The sequence below is a fragment of the Sphingomonas sp. genome (genome assembly GCF_050725575.1).
Lineage (GTDB): Bacteria > Pseudomonadota > Alphaproteobacteria > Sphingomonadales > Sphingomonadaceae > Sphingomonas.
In genome coordinates this window covers 30107-48110 of the sequence record NZ_JBOHHW010000017.1, presented here as the reverse complement: position 1 = coordinate 48110, position 18004 = coordinate 30107, and the positions used below count along the sequence as shown (strand labels likewise).

The window sequence follows — 18004 nt, the reverse complement described above, 5'->3', positions numbered from 1 at the left end:
GACGATCAATACCTCATCGACAATAGGACGATGCCGCAGAGGCTATCCCGCATCAGACCCGCATCGGCATCAAAACATAGAGTGCCGGCGACTTGTCGTTCTCGCGAATCAACGTCGGGGCGGCGGCGTCGGCGAGGTGGACCTCGATCGTATCGCCGTGCAGCTGCCCGAGAATATCGAGCAGATAGCGGCTGTTAAAGCCAATCTCGAAGCTGGTTGCAGCATAGTCGCCGGGGACTTCTTCGGCTGCCGTGCCGTTCTCCGGGCTGGTCACCGACAGGGTGATCTTGTCGCGGTCGAGCGCCATCTTCACCGCGCGGGTTTTTTCCGTGGCGATGGTCGAAACGCGGTCGACGCCCTCTTCGAAGCTGCGCGGATCGATCTTGAGGATCTTGTCGTTGCCGGTCGGAATGACGCGGCTGTAATCGGGGAAGGTGCCGTCGATCAGCTTTGACGTCAGCAGCGCCTGGCCGAGATCGAAGCGAATCTTGGTCGGGGACAGCGACACGCCGACAGAGCCGTCGATTTCCTCGAGCAATTTGCGCAGTTCCGCGATGCATTTCCGCGGAATGATCACGTCGGGCATGCTTTCGGCGCCGTCCGGGCGCGGCATAGTCACGCGGGCGAGCCGGTGACCGTCGGTCGCGGCCGCCTTCAACACTGGCTGCGGATCGTCTGACACATGCCAGAAAATGCCGTTGAGATAATAGCGCGTCTCTTCGGTCGAGATGGCGAATCGGGTCTTGTCGATGATCTGCTTCAGCGTTTCGGCGGGCAGTTCGAAGCTGACCGGCAGCTCGCCCTCAGCGATCACCGGAAAATCGTCGCGCGGCAGCGTGCCGAGCTGAAACTTGGCGCGGCCCGCCATGATCGTCAGTTTGCCCTCGGCCGCGGCCAGGCTGACCTGGCTGCCCTCGGGCAGCTTGCGCGCGATGTCGAACAAGGTGTGCGCCGATACAGTGGTTGCGCCGGGCTGATCGACGGCCGCCGCGACGGTCTCGTTGATCTGCAGGTCAAGGTCGGTCGCCATCAGCTTCAGCCCGCCCTCGGCGGTCGCCTCAAGCAGGACGTTCGACAGGATAGGAATGGTGTTGCGCCGCTCGACCACCGACTGGACGTGGCTGAGGCCCTTCAACAGAGTAGCGCGTTCGATCGTCGCCTTCATCGTAAATCCCCCGGGCCGCCGCCCTATTTCCTTCCCACCGAGCGTTATAAGCCGGGGGCAATTCGCCGTGTTCTTTCCTTAACGATAAAAGGGGCCGGAGCAAGCGCCCCGACCCCTATTACTGCCTGAAACAGGGCGTTTGTTTGAAAATGCGCTACCACCTTGAAACTCGCTCTTCCGCGAGTTTCCAGACCAACGCTCAGAAGCGGACGCCGACGCCCGCCAGAAGCTGGTGACGGTCAGCATCGATGTCGTAACCGGCCAGGTCACCATAGTGCGAATAACGATACTCGCCCTTGATATAGGTGGTCGGTCCGACCTTGTATTCGAGGCCGGCACCGAGCCGGTATCCGTCGAGATTCTCGCTGTCCTCGATCGTGGTGTTGCCGTTCTGGTACCGGGCGCTGAAGCGGGCATTGGTATAGCCGGCCTTCACATAGCCCAGTGCAAGCGGCGAGATGGCGATGCCGACGCGCCCGCCGGCGTAAAGATCGCGGCCCGCGTCGATGCGGAACCGGTCGCCCGCGACGAGCAGATTGCTGGTGCGCGTATCGGTGGTCGAGCCGGTAATCTCGCCTTCGATGCCGACGATCGCACGACCGAACTGCACATCGTAACCGATCGCGCCGCCATAGGCGACGCCGTCGCTCGATCCGACATCCGAACCGGCATTGACCTTGTCATAGCCGACCAGCGCCTCGATGCGCGGCCCGGTAAAGGCCGAATCCTCGGGCGGCCCATCCTGGGCCAAGGCAGGAGCGGCAATGCCGAGCGCCAGCGCGCTGGCCGCGGCAGTGAGAACAAGCTTACGCATACTGGAACTCCCTGGGGTCTTCCCGCCCCCAAAAAGGGGGCGGGGAGGGTCGATTTAGGTGACGTTTCTTCCGAACCCGCCCGAAACCGGGCGGGTGGCTCAGAAGCGGAAGCCGACGCCAACCGCGATCTGATGCCGGTCGGTATCAACATCGAAGTTGTTGGTGTTTGCGCCGTTGGCATATTCAAACCGCGCATTGCCGTAGTTCGAATAGCGATATTCGATCTTCGCATAGGTCTTCGCGGTGAGCGCCTGCTCGACACCGGCACCCAGACGATAGCCGTCAAGGTTGAAGTGCTGACCGGTGGTGGTCGTGCCGTCGCTTGCGGTCAGGTCGAGCCGGGCGTTGGTGTAGCCGCCCTTGGCATAGATCAGCGTGCTCGGCGTCGCGCGGAAACCGACGCGCACGCCGGCATAAAGGTCGCGACCCGACTTAACCCGGCCATAGCCGAGCGCTGCCGCATTGACCGGGTTATTGGAGACCTTTGAGGTCGATCCGGTGATTTCGCCTTCGGCACCGATCACCAGGCTGCCAAGCGCCACGTCATAGCCGATGTCGCCGCCGTAGAGGAAACCGTCAGCCTTGTGATCGCTGTCGATGTCCGAGTCGGGACCGCTGCCCGGCTGGAGCTTGTCATAGCCCAGGATCACGCCCACGCGCGGGCCGGTGAAGGTTTCGGCGGGTCCGTCCTGGGCGAAAGCGGGGGCGGCAATACCGAGCGCGAGCGCGCTGGCGGCGGCGGTGAGAACAAACTTACGCATAACCATACTCCATTGGTCGTTCCCGCCCCCAAAACTCGGGCGGGGATGCTCAAATAGGTGGCTTGCGACGAAGTTGCATGAACCTCAGATAAACACGGAAAAGCGTTGCTTTTGCGCCACACGGGGTTGAATGCCGGAGCATGACTTCCAAGGCAGCACGACCCCCGGGGCGACAGGGGCGCGATTTCATCGCACGGCACGGCGAAACGGTGTTCAACGCCGCGCAAAGATTGCAAGGCGACCACCCTCATACCCCGCTGACCCGCGCCGGATTCGCCCAGGCCGACGAAATGGGGCGGGCCTTGCGCGCCGAACTGGGGGCGAAACCGGCGCTGACCCTATGGGCTTCGCCGACCGGCCGCGCGCTGCAGACGCTGGCGGTGATCGCCGAGCATCTCGAGCTCGACTGGCACGGTGCGCAAACCGATTCGCGGCTGGTCGAGATCGGCATGGGCGGCTGGGGCGGGCGTTACTATGCCGATGTCATTGCCGAGGTCGGCCCGGTGTTCGATCGCGACTCGGGGCTGTTGATTTCCGCCCCTGATGGCGAGCTTTATCACGAGATTGCGACGCGCGTCGGCGGCTGGCTCGGCGAGACCAATGCGGATCCGGGCGACCGGCTGGTGATCATGCACGGCATTTCCAGCCGGGTGATGCGCGGTGTGATGACCGGCGCAGCGGACATCGCCGGCTTCGATGCCCCGGCCCTGCCCGGACTGCCGCAAGGATCGGTGGTGATGATCGAGCACGGAATCGAGAAGATCGTCCATCTCGGCACTGGCCACGCACCGGCATGAGCCGCGTGCTGCTCCTCCTCGCGCTCGTTGCCGGCGCGGTGCCGGCTCGGGCCGGGGCGCGGGAATCACTTGGCATTTTTGATCGCTGGGGCGCGTTCACCGATCCCTCGCCGCAGCGTTGCTATGCCATTGCCCAGCCGGTCCAGGCAGGCGGCGCGGCGGGCTGGCGGCCGTTTGCGAGCATCGCGACCTGGCCGGGACAGGGTGCGCGTAACCAGCTGCATATCCGCCTCAGCCGCGACCGCGATCCGCGTGCCCGGGTCACGCTGTCGGTCGGCGAGCGCCGCTTCGCGCTGGTCGCGGGCAATGCCGATGCCTGGGCGCCCGACAAGCGTACCGACGCCGCAGTGGTCGCGGCGATCCGGTCGGGCCGCAGCATGAGCGTGGAGACGTTGAGCAAGAGCGGGGTGCCCTTTGCCGATGTCTATGCGCTGCGCGGTGCGGCGACGGCGATCGATGCGGCGGCGCTGGGCTGCGCGAGATAGGCGTCCAGCCCCGCGACCAGAGCGTCGAACGCCGCGCGGACCGGTGCCGAGGTTCGCAGATCTTCGTGCATCACGACCCAGGTATCGAGATCAACGCTGAACCAATCGGGCAGGACGCGGATCAGGGCCGGATGCGGATGACGCGCAGCGAGCCCTGTTTGGCACACGCCGATGCCGATCCCGGCGCGAATCGCGGCGAGCTGCGCGAGGTCACTATCGGTACGGAAGGTGAAATCGGCCTGAGCCAGTGTAATGCCCTGAGCCCGCAGACCGCGCAGGACCGCATTGTCGGTCTCGACTCCGATCAGGCCGATCGCGCGCACATCGTCAAGCGTTTGGGGAAAGGGGTGTCCGTAAAGGACCTCGGCGCGCGCGTGCAGGCCCAGCTCGATTGCCCCGATATGTCGCGCAACCAGTGCATCCTGGGCCGGCCGGACCATCCGCACCGCGATATCGGCCTCGCGCCGCAACAAATCCTCGTTCCGGTTGCTCGGCGATAGCGCGATATTCAGTGCCGGGTGACGGCGGCGCAACGCGGCAATGATCGGCGGCAGCACTTCGATCGCGATGATTTCGCTGGCCGAGACGCGGACCAGGCCGGCCACCTCGCCCTGGCGGGATTGCGCGGCGCGGGCGAAAGCGGCGGCGGCCATCGCCATCGCCTCGGCGGGTTCGCGCAGCGAAAGTGCGGCGTCGGTCGGCCGCAATCCGTCGGGCGCACGCGTGAACAAAGTCACGCCGAGCCGATGTTCCAGTTCCGCGATCCTGCGGCGTACAGTCGGGTGTGCCAGGTTAAGCGATCGTGCCGCCCCCGCCAGACTGCCGTCACGCAGCACCGCCAGAAAGGCGCGGTGGCGTTCCCAGTCATCCTCGGCGGCAAAATCCCTGCTCATCATTTAATGATAGGCTGATGATAATTGCCTGACAATTTATTTTAGTCATTCATGCGCCGATATCCTCCCCATCAGGCGATGGAGACGATCATGACAAAGACTGTTCTGGTATTGGGTGCGACCGGTGGCGTGGGCGGCGAGACCGCACGGGCGCTGCTGGCACATGGCTGGCGGGTGCGCGGACTGGCCCGGCGCGCACCGACGACGGGCGACGGGATCGAATGGGTGCAGGGCGATGCGCTCGATGCCGACGCGGTGCTGGCGGCGGCACGTGGCGCCGACGCGATCGTCCATGCGGTCAATCCGCCGGGCTATCGCGACTGGGCAGAGCTGGTCCTGCCGATGCTCGACAACAGCATCGCCGCCGCACGGGCGACCGGGGCACGACTCGCGCTGCCGGGCACGATCTATAATTATGATCCCGCCGCCACACCGGTGGCGCTGCCCGATTCGCCGCAACATGCCGCGACCCGCAAGGGCGCGATCCGGGTGGCAATGGAGCAACGCATCGCCGAGTCGGGCGTGCGGGCGATCATCCTGCGCGCCGGGGATTTCTTCGGGCCGCGGCCGGGCAATAACTGGTTCTCGCAAGGGATGGTCAAGCCGGGCCAACCGGTGCGGTCGATCCTCTATCCGGGTAAGCGTGGGATCGGCCATGGCTGGGCCTATCTGCCCGATCTCGGCGAGGCCTTTGCCCGGCTGCTGGATATCGAGGCATCTTTGCCCGATCTTGCGCGCTATCATTTTGCCGGCACCTGGGATGACGACGGCACGGTGATCACGCGGGCGATCGCCCGGGCGACGGGCAAGCCGGGCCTCAAGCCGTCGCGTCTGCCCTGGATGCTGTTGCCGCTGATCGCGCCGTTCAACCCGACGATGCGCGAACTGATCGAGATGAAACCCTTCTGGGAGCATCCGGTAAAGCTCGACAATGCGGCCCTGGTCGCGGCGATCGGGCCGGAGCCGCACACCCCGCTCGACCAGGCGGTGAGCGCGACGCTGACCGCCCTGGACTGCATCCCAGGTTGATGCGGCAGGGATACGCATGAGGGTCGTTGCGGTGTGTCGCGCCATGGCTGGAAATTGTCGGGGTTTTCGACTACATCGCCGCCATGCCGAACACCGCGACGACCCTCATGCCCATTCCCGGGCACATTGATCCCGTGCCCGTGCCGCGCAGCTTCGTGCCGCGCAGCGATGGACGGATCGACTTGCTTGGCCTGTCCAAGCTCGACCTGCGCATGGCGCTGGAGACATCGCAGCTCGAACCGAAACAGGCCAAGCTGCGCGCCAAGCAATTATGGCACTGGATCTATAATCGCGGCGTCACCGACTTCGCGCTGATGACCGACATCTCGAAGACGATGCAGCCCTGGCTTGCGCAGCGCTTCGTGATCAGCCGCCCACAAGTGGTCGAAGCGCAGGTGTCGACCGACGGGACGCGCAAATGGCTGCTCCGCTCCGACGACGGCCAGGATTATGAGATGGTGTTCATCCCCGATGCCGATCGGGGCACCCTGTGCGTATCGAGCCAGGTCGGCTGCACGCTCAATTGCCGCTTCTGCCATACCGGCACGATGCGGCTGGTGCGCAACCTGACCCCGGCGGAGATCGTCGGCCAGGTCATGCTGGCGCGCGATGGTTTGGGCGAATGGCCGAGCCAGCCCGAGGGGCGCATGCTGACCAATATCGTGATGATGGGCATGGGCGAGCCGCTGTATAATTTCGATGCGGTGCGCGACGCGCTGAAACTGATCATGGACGGCGACGGCATCGCGCTGTCGAAGCGCCGCATCACTTTGTCGACCTCGGGCGTGGTGCCGATGATGGCGCGCGCGGGGACCGAAATCGGCGTGAACCTAGCCGTCTCGCTCCATGCCGTGACCAAGGAAGTGCGCGACGAGATCGTCCCGATCAACCGCAAATACGGCATTGAGGAACTGCTTCAGGCCTGTGCCGATTATCCCGGCGCCAATAACGCCCGGCGCATCACTTTCGAATATGTCATGCTCCGCGACAAGAATGACAGCGACGCCGAGGCGCGCGAGCTGGTCCGGCTGATCAAGCACTATAATCTGCCGGCCAAGGTCAATCTGATCCCGTTCAACCCCTGGCCGGGCGCCCCGTACGAATGTTCGACGCCCGACCGGATCCGCAGCTTTTCGAACATCATCTTCGAGGCGGGCATTTCCGCCCCGGTACGCACGCCGCGCGGGCGCGATATTGATGCGGCCTGCGGCCAGCTGAAGACCGCGTCGGAAAAGAAGAGCCGCGCTGAACTCGACCGGCAGGCCGAGGAAAAGCTCGCGGCGCTTGGGTGATGCTGACGCTTGAGGCTGCAGCCGCGATTCTTCAGTCTGTGCAGATCGATCTCAATGCAGCGTCAGCGGAGTCGTGGAGTGACTCCGGCGACGCGGAGATACCGCGCCGCTTCCTCGATCCCGATGATTGTTGCACGCGGCTGACCGTGACGGATCTGGGTGGCGTGTTGGCAATTGATTATTACGGTTCGGAATATGCCGGTTGGGAATATTTCGAACGCGCACTGGCCCAGCCGGGCATCGCCGAACATATCGGCCAGCTGCGTATCGCCGGACCGGATCAGGGCGCGAATGGCCTTAAGGAATGGGACTTCTCTGGCTTGATCCAGGCGGCCCCCAGATTTCCCCGATTGACCGATTTTCGCATCAGCATATCGGACCCGGGCGATCACAATCAATCTTGCGTGGCGGACGATCAACTGCCGGCGTTGCTGGTGTTATTGCCCGCTTTGCGCAATCTGGCCCTGCCTCACGCGCCGGAACCCGGTTTCTTCGATCTTGATCTGCCTGAATTGCGATGGATCCGTACGGGCGGCGATTTCCGGACGCGTTCGTTCATCCGCCATCTGGCCGATGCGACCCGGTTGCCAGGTCTGCACTTCGTGGATTTCACAGATTCGCTCGCGCCCTTCATGGAGACCGAGGAAGGACCGCCGGATTGGAATTCCACGCCGTTCGAGGACTATCAACGTCTGTTCGAGGCTCCGATCATGGAACGATGCCGGTCTTTTCGCTTGCGCAATACGCGTTTGAGTGAAGACCAATACCGCACGCTTCAAGCACTGCGTCCTGAGTGCCAGTTCAGCGTCGTTCTGGCTCCGCCGCATAGTTATGTCTCGCACTGGGGAAATAGCCGCTTTCCTTACCGTCACTTGCTTCCCTTTGGGTGATTCTTGACTCTTGACCCGGTCGATGCGGCGCTTCTGGCCGCTGCTGCAGGGCTTGTAGGCGGCACGATGAATGCGCTTGCCGGTGGCGGTACTTTCGCGACCATGCCGACCCTGATTGCGCTTGGCCTGCCCTCGCCGATCGCCAATGCAACCAGCAATGTCGCGTTGCAGCCCGGCGCGATGGCCAGCGCCTGGGCCTATCGTGACGGGCTCGAACCGCTATCGGGCCTGTCGATCAAGCTGCTCACCGGCATCACCTTTGCCGGCGGGGTCGCCGGCAGCCTGTTGCTGGTGGCAACGCCGACTCGCGTGTTCGATGTCGTCATTCCCTGGCTGTTGCTGCTCGCGACGGTCGCGCTGGCCTTTGGCAAGCGCGGCGCGGCGGCATTGGCCGACCGGATCAGCATCGGGCCGAAGACGCTGATCGTCGCGCAAGCGCTGCTTGGTATTTATGGCGGCTATTTCGGCGGCGGCGTCGGCCTGATGATGACCGCGACCTGGGGATTGCTGTCGGGTGCCGAGCCGCATCGTCTGGCCGCGCCCCGCACATTGATGCTGGCCACCGCCAATGCGGCGGCGACGATCATCTTCGTCGTCACCGGTATGGTGCGCTGGCTGCTGTGCCTGCCGATGCTCGCCGGCGCGATCGCCGGTGGCTATCTCGGCGCGCGGCTCGGGCGCGTGCTGCCGCCGGCGGTGATCCGAGTCTGGACTCTGCTGGTCACCGCGGTGACGACGGCGGTGTTCTTCTGGCGCGCTTATAGCTGAGACCTTTTCGAGTAGACGGAGTCGGCGAGCAACCGGGGTCATGCAGACTCGAAACCCGTTCGGCCTTGCCTCACTGCCCGGCTCGCCGTTCTTTACAAGGTCGACCGTCGCCTTCTCAACATCGGACCGAAGAGGTTCGCGCGGAGACGCGGAGGCGCGGAGACGTTATGCTTGCTGCTCTCACAGCTATCATGACGATATTTTGTCCGACGCAGTGTTCTCCGAAAATGTCCTGACCTTGCTACAACCACTCTCCGCGTCTCCGCGCCTCCGTGTGAACCCTCTTCCCCATATCGGCCCGCGTTGCGTTGGGGGAGATCGAACTGGTGCGCTTGAAGTTCAGCCGGGCCGGTGCATCCGGAACAATTGCGCCTCGGTGATCTCGAAATAATCCCCTGCGCCGCCGCCGCGCAGGATCGGTTGCGCCCTGGCGGTCTGGTAGACGCCGTTGTCGATCAGCGCGGGATCGATATGCACGCCGACCACCTCGCCGAACACCATCCATTGGTCGAGCGCATCGCCATCCTTGCTTTCAAGCCTCAACAACTGAGTCAGCCGGCATTCGAACGCCACCGGGCTTGCCGCGACACGTGGCGGCGTGACCAGGCGCGACCGCGCCGTCTCCAGCCCGGCCAGCGCAAATTCATCGCCCGCGACCGGCGCAGAGGTGGTGTTCATCGCCTCGGCCAGCGGACGGGTGGCAAGGTTCCACACGAACTCGCCGCTCGCCTCGATATTGGCGACGCTGTCCTTCCAGCCGGTGGAGGAAAAACCGACGATCGGCGGGCGGTAACAGAACAGGTTGAAGAAGGAATAGGGCGCGACATTGCGCACATTGGTCGGGCTTACCGTGCTGATCCAGCCGATCGGGCGGGGCGCGACGATTGCGTTGAGCGGATCATGGGCGAGACCATGGCCATGTTCGGGCTGATAGAAATATGGCTCTGGCATCCCGCTCTGCTTCCCCGCGCTTCGGTTGCTGGTCAATCGGGTGACGATAGCCGATACAGGTGCCGGGATGTAACCGATTGCCAGTGACGGCCGAACAAGAGGCACAGATGGAAGATCCGGTCGATTCTTTGCCCCCGTCAGCGACGGGCGACGCCGTCCCCGGGCGTCCTGTCCCCCAGTCTCCCGCTGTCCAGTCCCCAGCGCCGGCTCCCGGGTCTTCCATCCACCGCCACAAGCTGGCGACGCGGATATGGCACTGGGTCACCGTCGTGACGATCATGATCATGATCGGCAGCGGCCTGACCATCCTCAACGCGCACCCGCATCTCTATTGGGGCGCGTACGGTGCGAATTTCGACCATGCCTGGCTGCACACGCCGCGCGCACCGAGCTGGCTGACCATCCCGGCCGGTTATAATCTCGCCATTGCGCGGCGCTGGCATCTGCTGTTCGCGCTGGTGCTGGCCTTCGGGCTGCTCTTCTTCATGATCTCGAGCCTGATCAACAGGCATTTCCAGAAGGATCTGCGCATCAGGCTGGCGGAATTGTCGCCCGCCCATCTGTGGTTCGACCTGAAGGAACATCTCGCCTTTCGCTTCCACGATCCGAACAATCCCGGCGCGTTCAACATCTTCCAGAAACTGTCCTACGCACTGACCATCTTCGTGTTGATCCCGCTGATGATCCTGACCGGGCTCACCCTCTCGCCGGGCATGAACGCGGCCTGGCCGTGGCTGCTCGACCTGTTCGGCGGGCGGCAATCGGCGCGTTCGATCCATTTCATCGCCGCCAGCGGGCTGGTCCTGTTCATCATCGTCCATCTCGTGCTGGTCATTCTGGCGGGCGCCTGGAACGAAGTGCGCTCAATGATCACCGGGCGCTGGACCATACCCGGGGACGACCCCATACCCGAGCCGGACCCAATACCCGAGGACGACCAATGAGCAGCCTGATCACCCGGCGGGCACTTGTCACCGGCGGTGCCGCGGCGGCGGGGCTGTTGCTCAGCGGCTGCGACCGGGTCGCGCAGAACCCTGGGTTTCGCAAGATCCTGCTGTCGGGCGACGCGATGAACCAGGGGCTGCAGCGCGCGCTGACCAATCGCGGCGCGCTGGCGCCCGAATTCCGGCCCGACCAGATGTCGCCGCGATTCCGGACCAACGGCACCGCTAATCCGAATACGCCGAGCTATAATGCGATGGTGGCGGAGAATTTCGCGCAGTGGCGGCTGCAAATCGGCGGGCTTGTCGCACGGTCGCTCGACCTGTCGCTGGCGCAGCTTCGCTCGATGCCGGCGCGCAGCCAGATCACGCGCCACGACTGTGTCGAGGGCTGGAGCGCGATCGGCAAATGGCAGGGGCCGATGCTGGGCACATTGCTCAAGCTGGCGGGAATCAGGGATGCGGCGCGCTACATCGTCTTCACCTGCGCCGATCTTTACGGGGGGCAGCCCTATTACGAATCGATCGACCTGATCGATGCGTTTCACCCGCAGACGATCCTCGCCTGGGCGATGAACGATAAACTGCTCGATGTCGGGCACGGCGCGCCGATTCGCCTGCGCGTCGAACGGCAACTCGGCTACAAACATGCGAAATATGTCATGCGCATCGATGCCGTAACGTCACTCGCCGGAATCGGCCTGGGAAAAGGCGGATATTGGGAAGATCGCGTCGATTACGATTGGTATGCGGGCATCTGAGTTGGTACGGGGCCGCTTATGGCACTGATCGATCGATTCCTTGCCGCGCGGGTCAAGCGCGGTCAGCTCACCGTCCACCACGCCGATGGCAATGTCCGGACCTTCGGCACGCCCGAGCCTGGCTTTCCCACCGTCACGATCCGCTTCGCCGATGCGGGCGCAGCGAACTTCATCGTGCGCCATCCCAGCCTCGGTGCGGGCGAGGCCTATATGAATGGCCGGCTGCTCGTCGATGGCGACGACATCATGGGGCTGGTCACGCTGATGACCGTCAATGATCTGTGGGAGGATGGCAAGGCCGCTTTGGTCGCCTCGCCGGCACGCCGCGCGGTCGCGGCGGTGACGCACCGCATTGGCCGGATCAACATGGCGCGCGCATCGAAGCGCAACGTCGCGCATCATTACGACCTGTCGGACCGGCTCTACGATCTCTTCCTCGACGCCGATCGCCAGTATAGCTGCGCTTATTTCACCGACCCCGGCAACAGCCTGGAGCAGGCGCAGTCGGATAAGAAAGCGCATATCGCCGCCAAGCTCGCGCTGAAGCCGGGCATGCGCGTGCTCGATATCGGCTGCGGCTGGGGCGGCATGGCGCTCTACCTGCATGCCAAGACCGGGGCCGACGTGCTCGGCGTCACCTTGTCGGAGGAGCAGATCAAGGTCGCGCGTCGTCGCGCCGAGGAGGCCGGTGTCGCTGACAAGGTGAAATTCGAGCTGATCGACTATCGCCATGTTACCGGCACCTTCGACCGCATCGTCTCGGTCGGCATGTTCGAACATGTCGGCCCGGCGCACTACCGCACGTTCATGCGCAAATGCCGCAGCTTGCTGACCGAGGACGGCGTGATGCTGCTCCACACCATCGGCCGGGCCGGTGCGCCCGGCGTGACGGACGACTGGACCGCGAAATATATCTTCCCGGGCGGCTACAACCCCGCGCTGTCGGAGATCGTGCGCGCCAATGAGGGGCAGAAATTCTTCCTCACCGATGTCGAGGTGCTGCGGCTGCATTACAGCTACACGCTCGACCTCTGGTACGACCGCACCGTCGCCGCGCGCGAACAGATCATCGCGCTGTATGACGAACGCTTCTATCGCATGTGGCTGTTCTATCTGGCGGGCGCCAGTGCCGCCTTCCGCTATGGCGGGATGGTCAATTACCAGGTGCAGTTCGCGCGCAACCGCCATACCCTGCCGATGACGCGCGACTATATGTACGAGGAAGAGCGCCGGCTGCGTTAGTCTGGCGGATAAGTCTCCAGCATATAGTCGAGCGACTCGACGATCAGCGCTTCCAGCACGCCCATGTCCACGTCGCTCAGCGTCTTGATGTAGAGGCATGACTTGCCGGTGGTGAACCTGCCGAGCTGCGCCATCAGCGCATCGTGGCGGGGAAAGCCGCCGGCGATATACAGCACCAGGCTCGCCTTGCGCGGGCTGAATCCGATCCGTGCCATCTCGCCCTCGCGTCCGCTGTCGTAGCGGTACCGATAGCGTCCGAAGCCGATGATCGACGGGCCCCACATCATTGCCGGCTCGCCCGAGATGCGCGTCATCAGGTCGCGCAGGATCCGGGCGTCGCTGCGGCGCTGTTCGGGTTCGGCGGCAGCAAGGAATGCGTCCACGCTCACCCCGGTCGCCTGGGTTTTGTTCTCCGCCATCGTCATTCTCCGATTCGACGCGCCGATAATCTAGCGCAACATGGCATTCCTGCCTAAGCGCCGCCGATGACCTCGCTTGTGCTCACCCGCCGGTCGATCTTTGCCCAGGCCTGGCCGATCATGCTTGGCCAGACCACGGTGCCGCTGGTCGGGCTGGTCGATACGGCGGTGATCGGCGCGACCGGCGACGCGGCGGCGCTCGCCGGGGTGGCGCTCGGCGCCACGGTGATCAATCTGATCTTCTGGACCTTCGGCTTTCTGCGCATGGGCATGACCGGAATGACCGCACAGGCGGCGGGCGCGGGTGACGCGCCGGAGGTCGAGGCGATGCTGCTGCGCGGAGTCGCGGTCGGCATGGCGCTCGGCGTGGCGCTGTTCGCCCTGCAATTGCTGCTGATCCCGCTCGCCTTTGCCGCCTTGTCCGGCGGTGGTGCGCTCGACGATGCGGCGCGCGCTTTTGTCGGTGCGCGGTTCATCGGCGCGCCGGCCAGCCTTGCGGTGTTCGCGATCAATGGCTGGCTGTTCGGCGTCGGCCGCACCCGCGCGGCGCTGGCGCTGCAGATCGTGATGAATGTTGCGAACATCGCGCTCGACCTGTGGTTCGTCTGGAATCTGGGGCTTGGTGCGCGCGGCGTCGGGTTGGGCACCTCGTGTGCGGAATGGATTGCGCTCGCCACCGGGCTGCTGATCGTCGGGCGCGGGATTGACTGGCGACGCCTGGGGTCGGCGGCGCTGTTCGGGGGTGGTGCACTGAAGCGGCTGTTCGCGGTCAATGCCGACATCATGATCCGAACCATCGCGCTGCTCATGCTGTTCGTCTGGTTCACCAATGCCGGCGCACGGCTGGGAACGGTGCCGCTCGCGGCGAATCATGTGCTGATGCAGTTCGTCAGCGTCGCGGCGTTCGTGCTCGACGGGTTCGCCTTCACTGCCGAATCGCGCATCGGCCATGCGATCGGGGCAGGGTCGCGGCCGCAGATGCTGCGCGCGATCCGGCTGACCGGGGAATTCTCGCTGCTCGCCGGCCTGGGCTTCGCGTTGCTGTTCTTCCTCGCCGGCGGTCCGCTGATCGACCTGCTCGCCGCCAATGCCGAGGTGCGGACGCAGGCGCGCGCGCTGCTGCCCTTCGCCGCCGCGATCCCGCTGGTCGGCGTGCCGGCCTGGTTGCTCGACGGTATCTTCATCGGCGCGACGCGGGGTCGCGCGCTGCGCAACGCCGCGATCGTCGCGACCACGCTCTACATCGCGACGGATCTGCTGCTCCGGCCTTTCGGCGCGGCCGGCCTGTGGTGGGCGATGCTGCTCGGCTACGCCTATCGCGCCGGTGCGCTCGGCCTCTATGTGCCGGCGCTGCTGCGCCATATCGGGGATGCGCCGCGATAAAGCGGTATGGCTCGATTCACATCCTTGTCCGGTCATGATCCTATCCGCTTTCCGGTGCATCCGCGGTGGCCGGTAAAGCCCATGTCACGAACCGGTTGAATCGATCAGGCCATGACCGTCGCCCTTTCCCGATATTCCCGCAGCACGCGTGCAAAATTCGCGTGTCGCTCCATCAAAATTCCCGCAGAAATTCCCGCAGATTCCCGCAGAACGCTCAAAAAAGCATTTTCCCGCAGCCATTCCCGTCACTGCGGGAATTTTGCGCCGTTCGCTCACCGCTTGCCCCGTGCGAGGCAGGCTGATACCCGCCCGCGACCCACTCTTCGCTGGAGCCCGTTCATGTCCGATCAGATCAACCGCGTCGTTCTTTCCTATTCGGGCGGACTCGACACCAGCGTGATCCTGAAATGGCTGCAGCAGACATATAATTGCGAGGTGGTGACCTTCACCGCTGACCTCGGCCAGGGCGAGGAACTTGAGCCGGTGCGACGCAAGGCGGAGCAGGCCGGCGTCAAGCCCGAACATGTGTTCATCGACGATCTGCGCGAGGAATTCGTGCGCGATTATGTCTTCCCGATGATGCGCGCCAATGCGCTCTATGAGGGGCTGTACCTGCTCGGCACCTCGATCGCGCGGCCGCTGATCGCCAAGCGCACGATCGAGATCGCCAAGCTCGTCAATGCCGATGCGGTCAGCCATGGCGCGACCGGCAAGGGCAATGACCAGGTGCGCTTCGAACTCGGCTATTATGCGCTGGCGCCCGATATCAAGGTGATCGCGCCGTGGCGCGAATGGGACCTGACCAGCCGCACCAAGCTGATCGAGTTCGCTGAGGCGCACCAGATTCCCGTCGCCAAGGACAAGCGCGGCGAAGCGCCGTTCTCGACCGATGCCAACATCCTGCACACCTCGTCGGAGGGCAAGGTGCTTGAAGATCCGTGGGAAGAGGTGCCGGATTATGTCTATTCGCGCACCGTCAATCCCGAGGATGCGCCCGACGCGCCCGAATTCATCACGATCGATTTCGAACGCGGCGACGGCGTTGCGCTGAACGGCGAGGCGCTGAGCCCGGCGACGCTGCTGGCGAAGCTCAATGATCTCGGCCGGGCGCATGGCATTGGCCGGCTCGACCTGGTCGAGAATCGCTTCGTCGGCATGAAGTCGCGCGGCATGTACGAAACGCCGGGCGGCACCATCTATCACCTCGCGCATCGCGGCATCGAACAGCTCACGCTCGACCGTGGCGCAGCGCATCTCAAGGATGAACTGGCGCCGCGTTATGCCGAACTGGTGTATAACGGTTTCTGGTTCTCGCCCGAGCGCGAGATGCTCCAGGCGGCGATCGACCATAGCCAGGAAAAGGTTTCGGGCACGGTTCGGCTGAAGCTCTACAAGGGCGGGGTGTATGTCGTCGGCCGCAAATCGCCCAATTCGCTCTATTCGGAAAAGGTCGTGACCTTCGAGGACGATCAGGGCGCCTATGATCAGCGCGATGCGGCGGGCTTCATCAAGCTCAACGCGCTGCGCCTGCGCCTGCTCGGCCGCCGCGACCGGTAACCACTTAATCCTCCCCCGCTACGCGAGGGAGGATAAGATCGGGAACGCCAATTTAACTGTCGTCCGCCTAATGACCGGGCATGGACCATAGGGATCAGCGGGGGATAAAAGGCGACGCACTGGCCGCGCTCGTGCTGGCGTTTTTGCTCGCCGTCGCCTGGTCGTGGCGCGACTGGCATCAATTGTCGGCGCTGCGGCTGCCCGACACCGATGATGTCATGCGCCTGCAGCAGATCCGCGACTGGCTCGGCGGGCAGCGTTTTTCTGATCTCGCTCAGCATCGCCTGGGGTTCCCGCCGGGGGTTGCGATGCATTGGTCGCGCTTGCCCGACCTGGTGCCGGGCGGCCTGATTGCTGGCCTGACGCCGTTCATCGGACGGCACGCGGCGGAGATTGCCGCGGTGATCGTCTGGCCGGCGCTGCTGCTGGCCACCGCGCTGCTGCTGACGGCGCGGATCGCCCGCGCGCTTGGCGGGGCTGAGATTGCCCGTACAGCCTTGATCGTGGCGGCGATTGCCTATCCCGCGACGACGATCTTCCTGCCCGGCCGGATCGATCATCATGGGCTGCAGATCGTGCTGCTGCTCGTCGTCGTCCACGCGCTGGTCCATGTTTCCGACATGTCGCGCGGTCTCACCGCCGGGCTGGCGGCGGCGCTCAGCATCGCGATCGGGCTGGAGACACTGCCGTTGCTCGCGGTCGCGGGCGTGGTGCTGGTCGCTGGCTGGGTCTGGGGCCGGCGGGGTGCGGATGACGCGCTGATGGGCTTCGGCATCGCGCTCGCCGCCGGATTGCTGGCCGCCAACACCGTGCTCAAGACCGAGCAGTTCGATGTCGCCGCCTGCGACGGCTTTACCGCGACAGTGTGGCGCGCGAGCCAGTTTGCCGCATTCGCGCCGATCGTGCTTGCGATCGCCGGCTATGCCAGTGCGCGCCGCGATGTGCGCGCCGGCCTTGCCGTCGCGCTTGGCCTCGCCTCCGCCTGGGGCTTGTGGCTGGTCGCGCCGGCCTGTCTTTCGCCTTATGGCGGGGTCGATCCGCTGCTCGCGCGGCTCTGGCTCGGCAATGTCGGCGAGGCGCAATCGCTGTTTGCCGCCCGGCCCGAGATCGCGATCGGCTATGCCGGGCTGATGGTGGCGGGGATCGCGGCGAGCCTGTGGCGCTGGCACGCGACGCGCGACGGTTATTGGTCGGTGCTGCTCGCCGTTCAGCTCGCGGCATTGGTGCTCAGCACCGCGCAGCTACGTGGCGCCTATGCCGGGGCAATCCTTGCCGCGCCCGCGCTGGCGGCGGTGATCGCGGCCGCGCGGCGGCGCGGATCGGCGTGGCTGGCGGTGGCGTGGCTGGGGTCGGCCGGCATGCTGTACCCGCTTGCGGCGACTGCGTTTATCCCGCAGCCTGAGGCATCGACAGGTGCGCGGGTAGCAATGCCCGCGGCCCAGGGGTGCACCTCGCCGGACGCGCTGGCCGACGTCGGAGCGCTCACCGACGGGCGCCTGCTCGCACCGCTCGACTTCGGCGCCTATGCGCTTGGCGCGTCCCGGCTGACGGTGGTCGGCGCGCCCTATCATCGCAACAACAAGGGCAATCTGGCGGTCTATCGCTTCTTTCTCGGCACGCCCGATCAGGCGCAGTCGATCGCGCAACAGTGGCGGCTCCGCTATGTCGCTTTGTGTTCCGACAGTTTTGCCGAACTCGGGACGGGAATGACCGGCGATCGCCGGCGCCTGCTCGCGCAGCTGCGTCAGGGCCGAATTCCGCCCTGGATGCGGCCAATCGGCCGTAATGGCAGTGGATTGAGCCTGTTTGTCGTCGAACCGCGCTTGTTTGCTCCGCGTTCCTCGCGGTAAGGCGT

General features: G+C 64.7%; 18 protein-coding genes. 12 read left to right on the top strand and 6 right to left on the bottom strand.

The window, feature by feature from the left end; all coding sequences use genetic code 11:
- Positions 1-52: 52 nt before the first annotated feature.
- From dnaN to ACRECS_RS13345, 3 genes are all read right to left on the bottom strand, one after another.
- Positions 53-1165: a DNA polymerase III subunit beta gene (dnaN, locus tag ACRECS_RS13355; protein ID WP_431583456.1), complete on the bottom strand. Its 1113-nt coding sequence runs from the start codon at positions 1163-1165 to the stop codon at positions 53-55.
- Positions 1166-1364: 199 nt separating this feature from the next.
- Positions 1365-1979, bottom strand: coding sequence for an outer membrane protein (locus tag ACRECS_RS13350; RefSeq protein WP_431583455.1), 615 nt, complete (start codon positions 1977-1979; stop codon positions 1365-1367).
- Between the two features lie 99 nt (positions 1980-2078).
- Positions 2079-2741: an outer membrane protein gene (locus ACRECS_RS13345; RefSeq protein WP_431583454.1), complete on the bottom strand. Its 663-nt coding sequence runs from the start codon at positions 2739-2741 to the stop codon at positions 2079-2081.
- 140 nt (positions 2742-2881) lie between these two features.
- Here ACRECS_RS13345 and ACRECS_RS13340 point away from each other — a divergent pair, with 140 nt between their 5' ends.
- Both ACRECS_RS13340 and ACRECS_RS13335 read left to right on the top strand, forming a co-directional pair.
- Positions 2882-3538: a histidine phosphatase family protein gene (locus tag ACRECS_RS13340; protein WP_431583453.1), complete on the top strand. Its 657-nt coding sequence runs from the start codon at positions 2882-2884 to the stop codon at positions 3536-3538.
- Entirely contained in the window at positions 3535-4023 is a 489-nt protein-coding gene (locus ACRECS_RS13335) for a hypothetical protein (protein ID WP_431583452.1), read from the top strand. The genes ACRECS_RS13340 and ACRECS_RS13335 overlap by 4 nt, the downstream gene beginning before the upstream one ends.
- On the opposite strand, the gene ACRECS_RS13330 is transcribed toward ACRECS_RS13335, so the two are convergent.
- Positions 3963-4916 carry a LysR family transcriptional regulator gene (locus ACRECS_RS13330; RefSeq protein ID WP_431583451.1) on the bottom strand — a complete coding sequence of 318 codons (954 nt, stop codon included), beginning with the start codon at positions 4914-4916 and terminating at the stop codon, positions 3963-3965. The two genes, ACRECS_RS13335 and ACRECS_RS13330, sit on opposite strands and share 61 nt — an antisense overlap.
- 90 nt (positions 4917-5006) lie before the next feature.
- Between ACRECS_RS13330 and ACRECS_RS13325 the strand changes: the two genes are divergently transcribed.
- From ACRECS_RS13325 to ACRECS_RS13310, 4 genes are all read left to right on the top strand, one after another.
- Positions 5007-5945, top strand: coding sequence for an NAD(P)H-binding protein (locus ACRECS_RS13325; RefSeq protein WP_431583450.1), 939 nt, complete (start codon positions 5007-5009; stop codon positions 5943-5945).
- 107 nt (positions 5946-6052) lie between these two features.
- Positions 6053-7237, top strand: coding sequence for a 23S rRNA (adenine(2503)-C(2))-methyltransferase RlmN (rlmN, locus tag ACRECS_RS13320; RefSeq protein ID WP_229727112.1), 1185 nt, complete (start codon positions 6053-6055; stop codon positions 7235-7237).
- Positions 7237-8127: a hypothetical protein gene (locus ACRECS_RS13315; RefSeq protein ID WP_431583449.1), complete on the top strand. Its 891-nt coding sequence runs from the start codon at positions 7237-7239 to the stop codon at positions 8125-8127. Before rlmN ends, ACRECS_RS13315 begins: the two co-directional genes overlap by 1 nt.
- A gap of 3 nt (positions 8128-8130) precedes the next feature.
- The gene (locus ACRECS_RS13310) at positions 8131-8895 is read left to right on the top strand and encodes a sulfite exporter TauE/SafE family protein (RefSeq protein ID WP_431583448.1); all 765 of its coding nucleotides are present in this window, start codon (positions 8131-8133) and stop codon (positions 8893-8895) included.
- Positions 8896-9234: 339 nt separating this feature from the next.
- Here the strand turns inward: ACRECS_RS13310 and ACRECS_RS13305 are convergent, their stop codons facing one another.
- Positions 9235-9846, bottom strand: a complete 612-nt coding sequence (locus tag ACRECS_RS13305) for a flavin reductase family protein (protein WP_431583447.1) — start codon at positions 9844-9846, stop codon at positions 9235-9237.
- Positions 9847-10082: 236 nt separating this feature from the next.
- On the opposite strand from ACRECS_RS13305, the gene ACRECS_RS13300 reads away from it, so the two are divergent.
- Genes ACRECS_RS13300 through ACRECS_RS13290 form a run of 3 tightly spaced genes read left to right on the top strand, consistent with a single transcriptional unit; the run spans position 10083 to position 12790 of the window.
- Positions 10083-10790: a cytochrome b/b6 domain-containing protein gene (locus ACRECS_RS13300; protein ID WP_431583495.1), complete on the top strand. Its 708-nt coding sequence runs from the start codon at positions 10083-10085 to the stop codon at positions 10788-10790.
- Positions 10787-11548 (top strand): molybdopterin-dependent oxidoreductase, encoded by a 762-nt coding sequence (locus ACRECS_RS13295; protein ID WP_431583446.1) that lies wholly within the window; start codon positions 10787-10789, stop codon positions 11546-11548. Before ACRECS_RS13300 ends, ACRECS_RS13295 begins: the two co-directional genes overlap by 4 nt.
- An 18-nt stretch (positions 11549-11566) precedes the next feature.
- The gene (locus ACRECS_RS13290) at positions 11567-12790 is read left to right on the top strand and encodes a class I SAM-dependent methyltransferase (RefSeq protein ID WP_431583445.1); all 1224 of its coding nucleotides are present in this window, start codon (positions 11567-11569) and stop codon (positions 12788-12790) included.
- Here the strand turns inward: ACRECS_RS13290 and ACRECS_RS13285 are convergent.
- A complete protein-coding gene (locus ACRECS_RS13285; RefSeq protein ID WP_431583444.1) occupies positions 12787-13215 on the bottom strand; it encodes a DUF1801 domain-containing protein in 429 nt (142 codons plus the stop codon). The two genes, ACRECS_RS13290 and ACRECS_RS13285, sit on opposite strands and share 4 nt — an antisense overlap.
- Before the next feature lie 60 nt (positions 13216-13275).
- Here ACRECS_RS13285 and ACRECS_RS13280 point away from each other — a divergent pair, with 60 nt between their 5' ends.
- The 3 genes from ACRECS_RS13280 (at position 13276) to ACRECS_RS13270 (ending at position 17999) form a co-directional block, all read left to right on the top strand.
- Positions 13276-14592 carry an MATE family efflux transporter gene (locus ACRECS_RS13280; protein WP_431583443.1) on the top strand — a complete coding sequence of 439 codons (1317 nt, stop codon included), beginning with the start codon at positions 13276-13278 and terminating at the stop codon, positions 14590-14592.
- A gap of 339 nt (positions 14593-14931) precedes the next feature.
- Positions 14932-16149, top strand: a complete 1218-nt coding sequence (locus ACRECS_RS13275; RefSeq protein WP_431583442.1) for an argininosuccinate synthase — start codon at positions 14932-14934, stop codon at positions 16147-16149.
- 80 nt (positions 16150-16229) lie between these two features.
- Positions 16230-17999: a hypothetical protein gene (locus ACRECS_RS13270; RefSeq protein ID WP_431583441.1), complete on the top strand. Its 1770-nt coding sequence runs from the start codon at positions 16230-16232 to the stop codon at positions 17997-17999.
- Positions 18000-18004 lie beyond the last annotated feature (5 nt).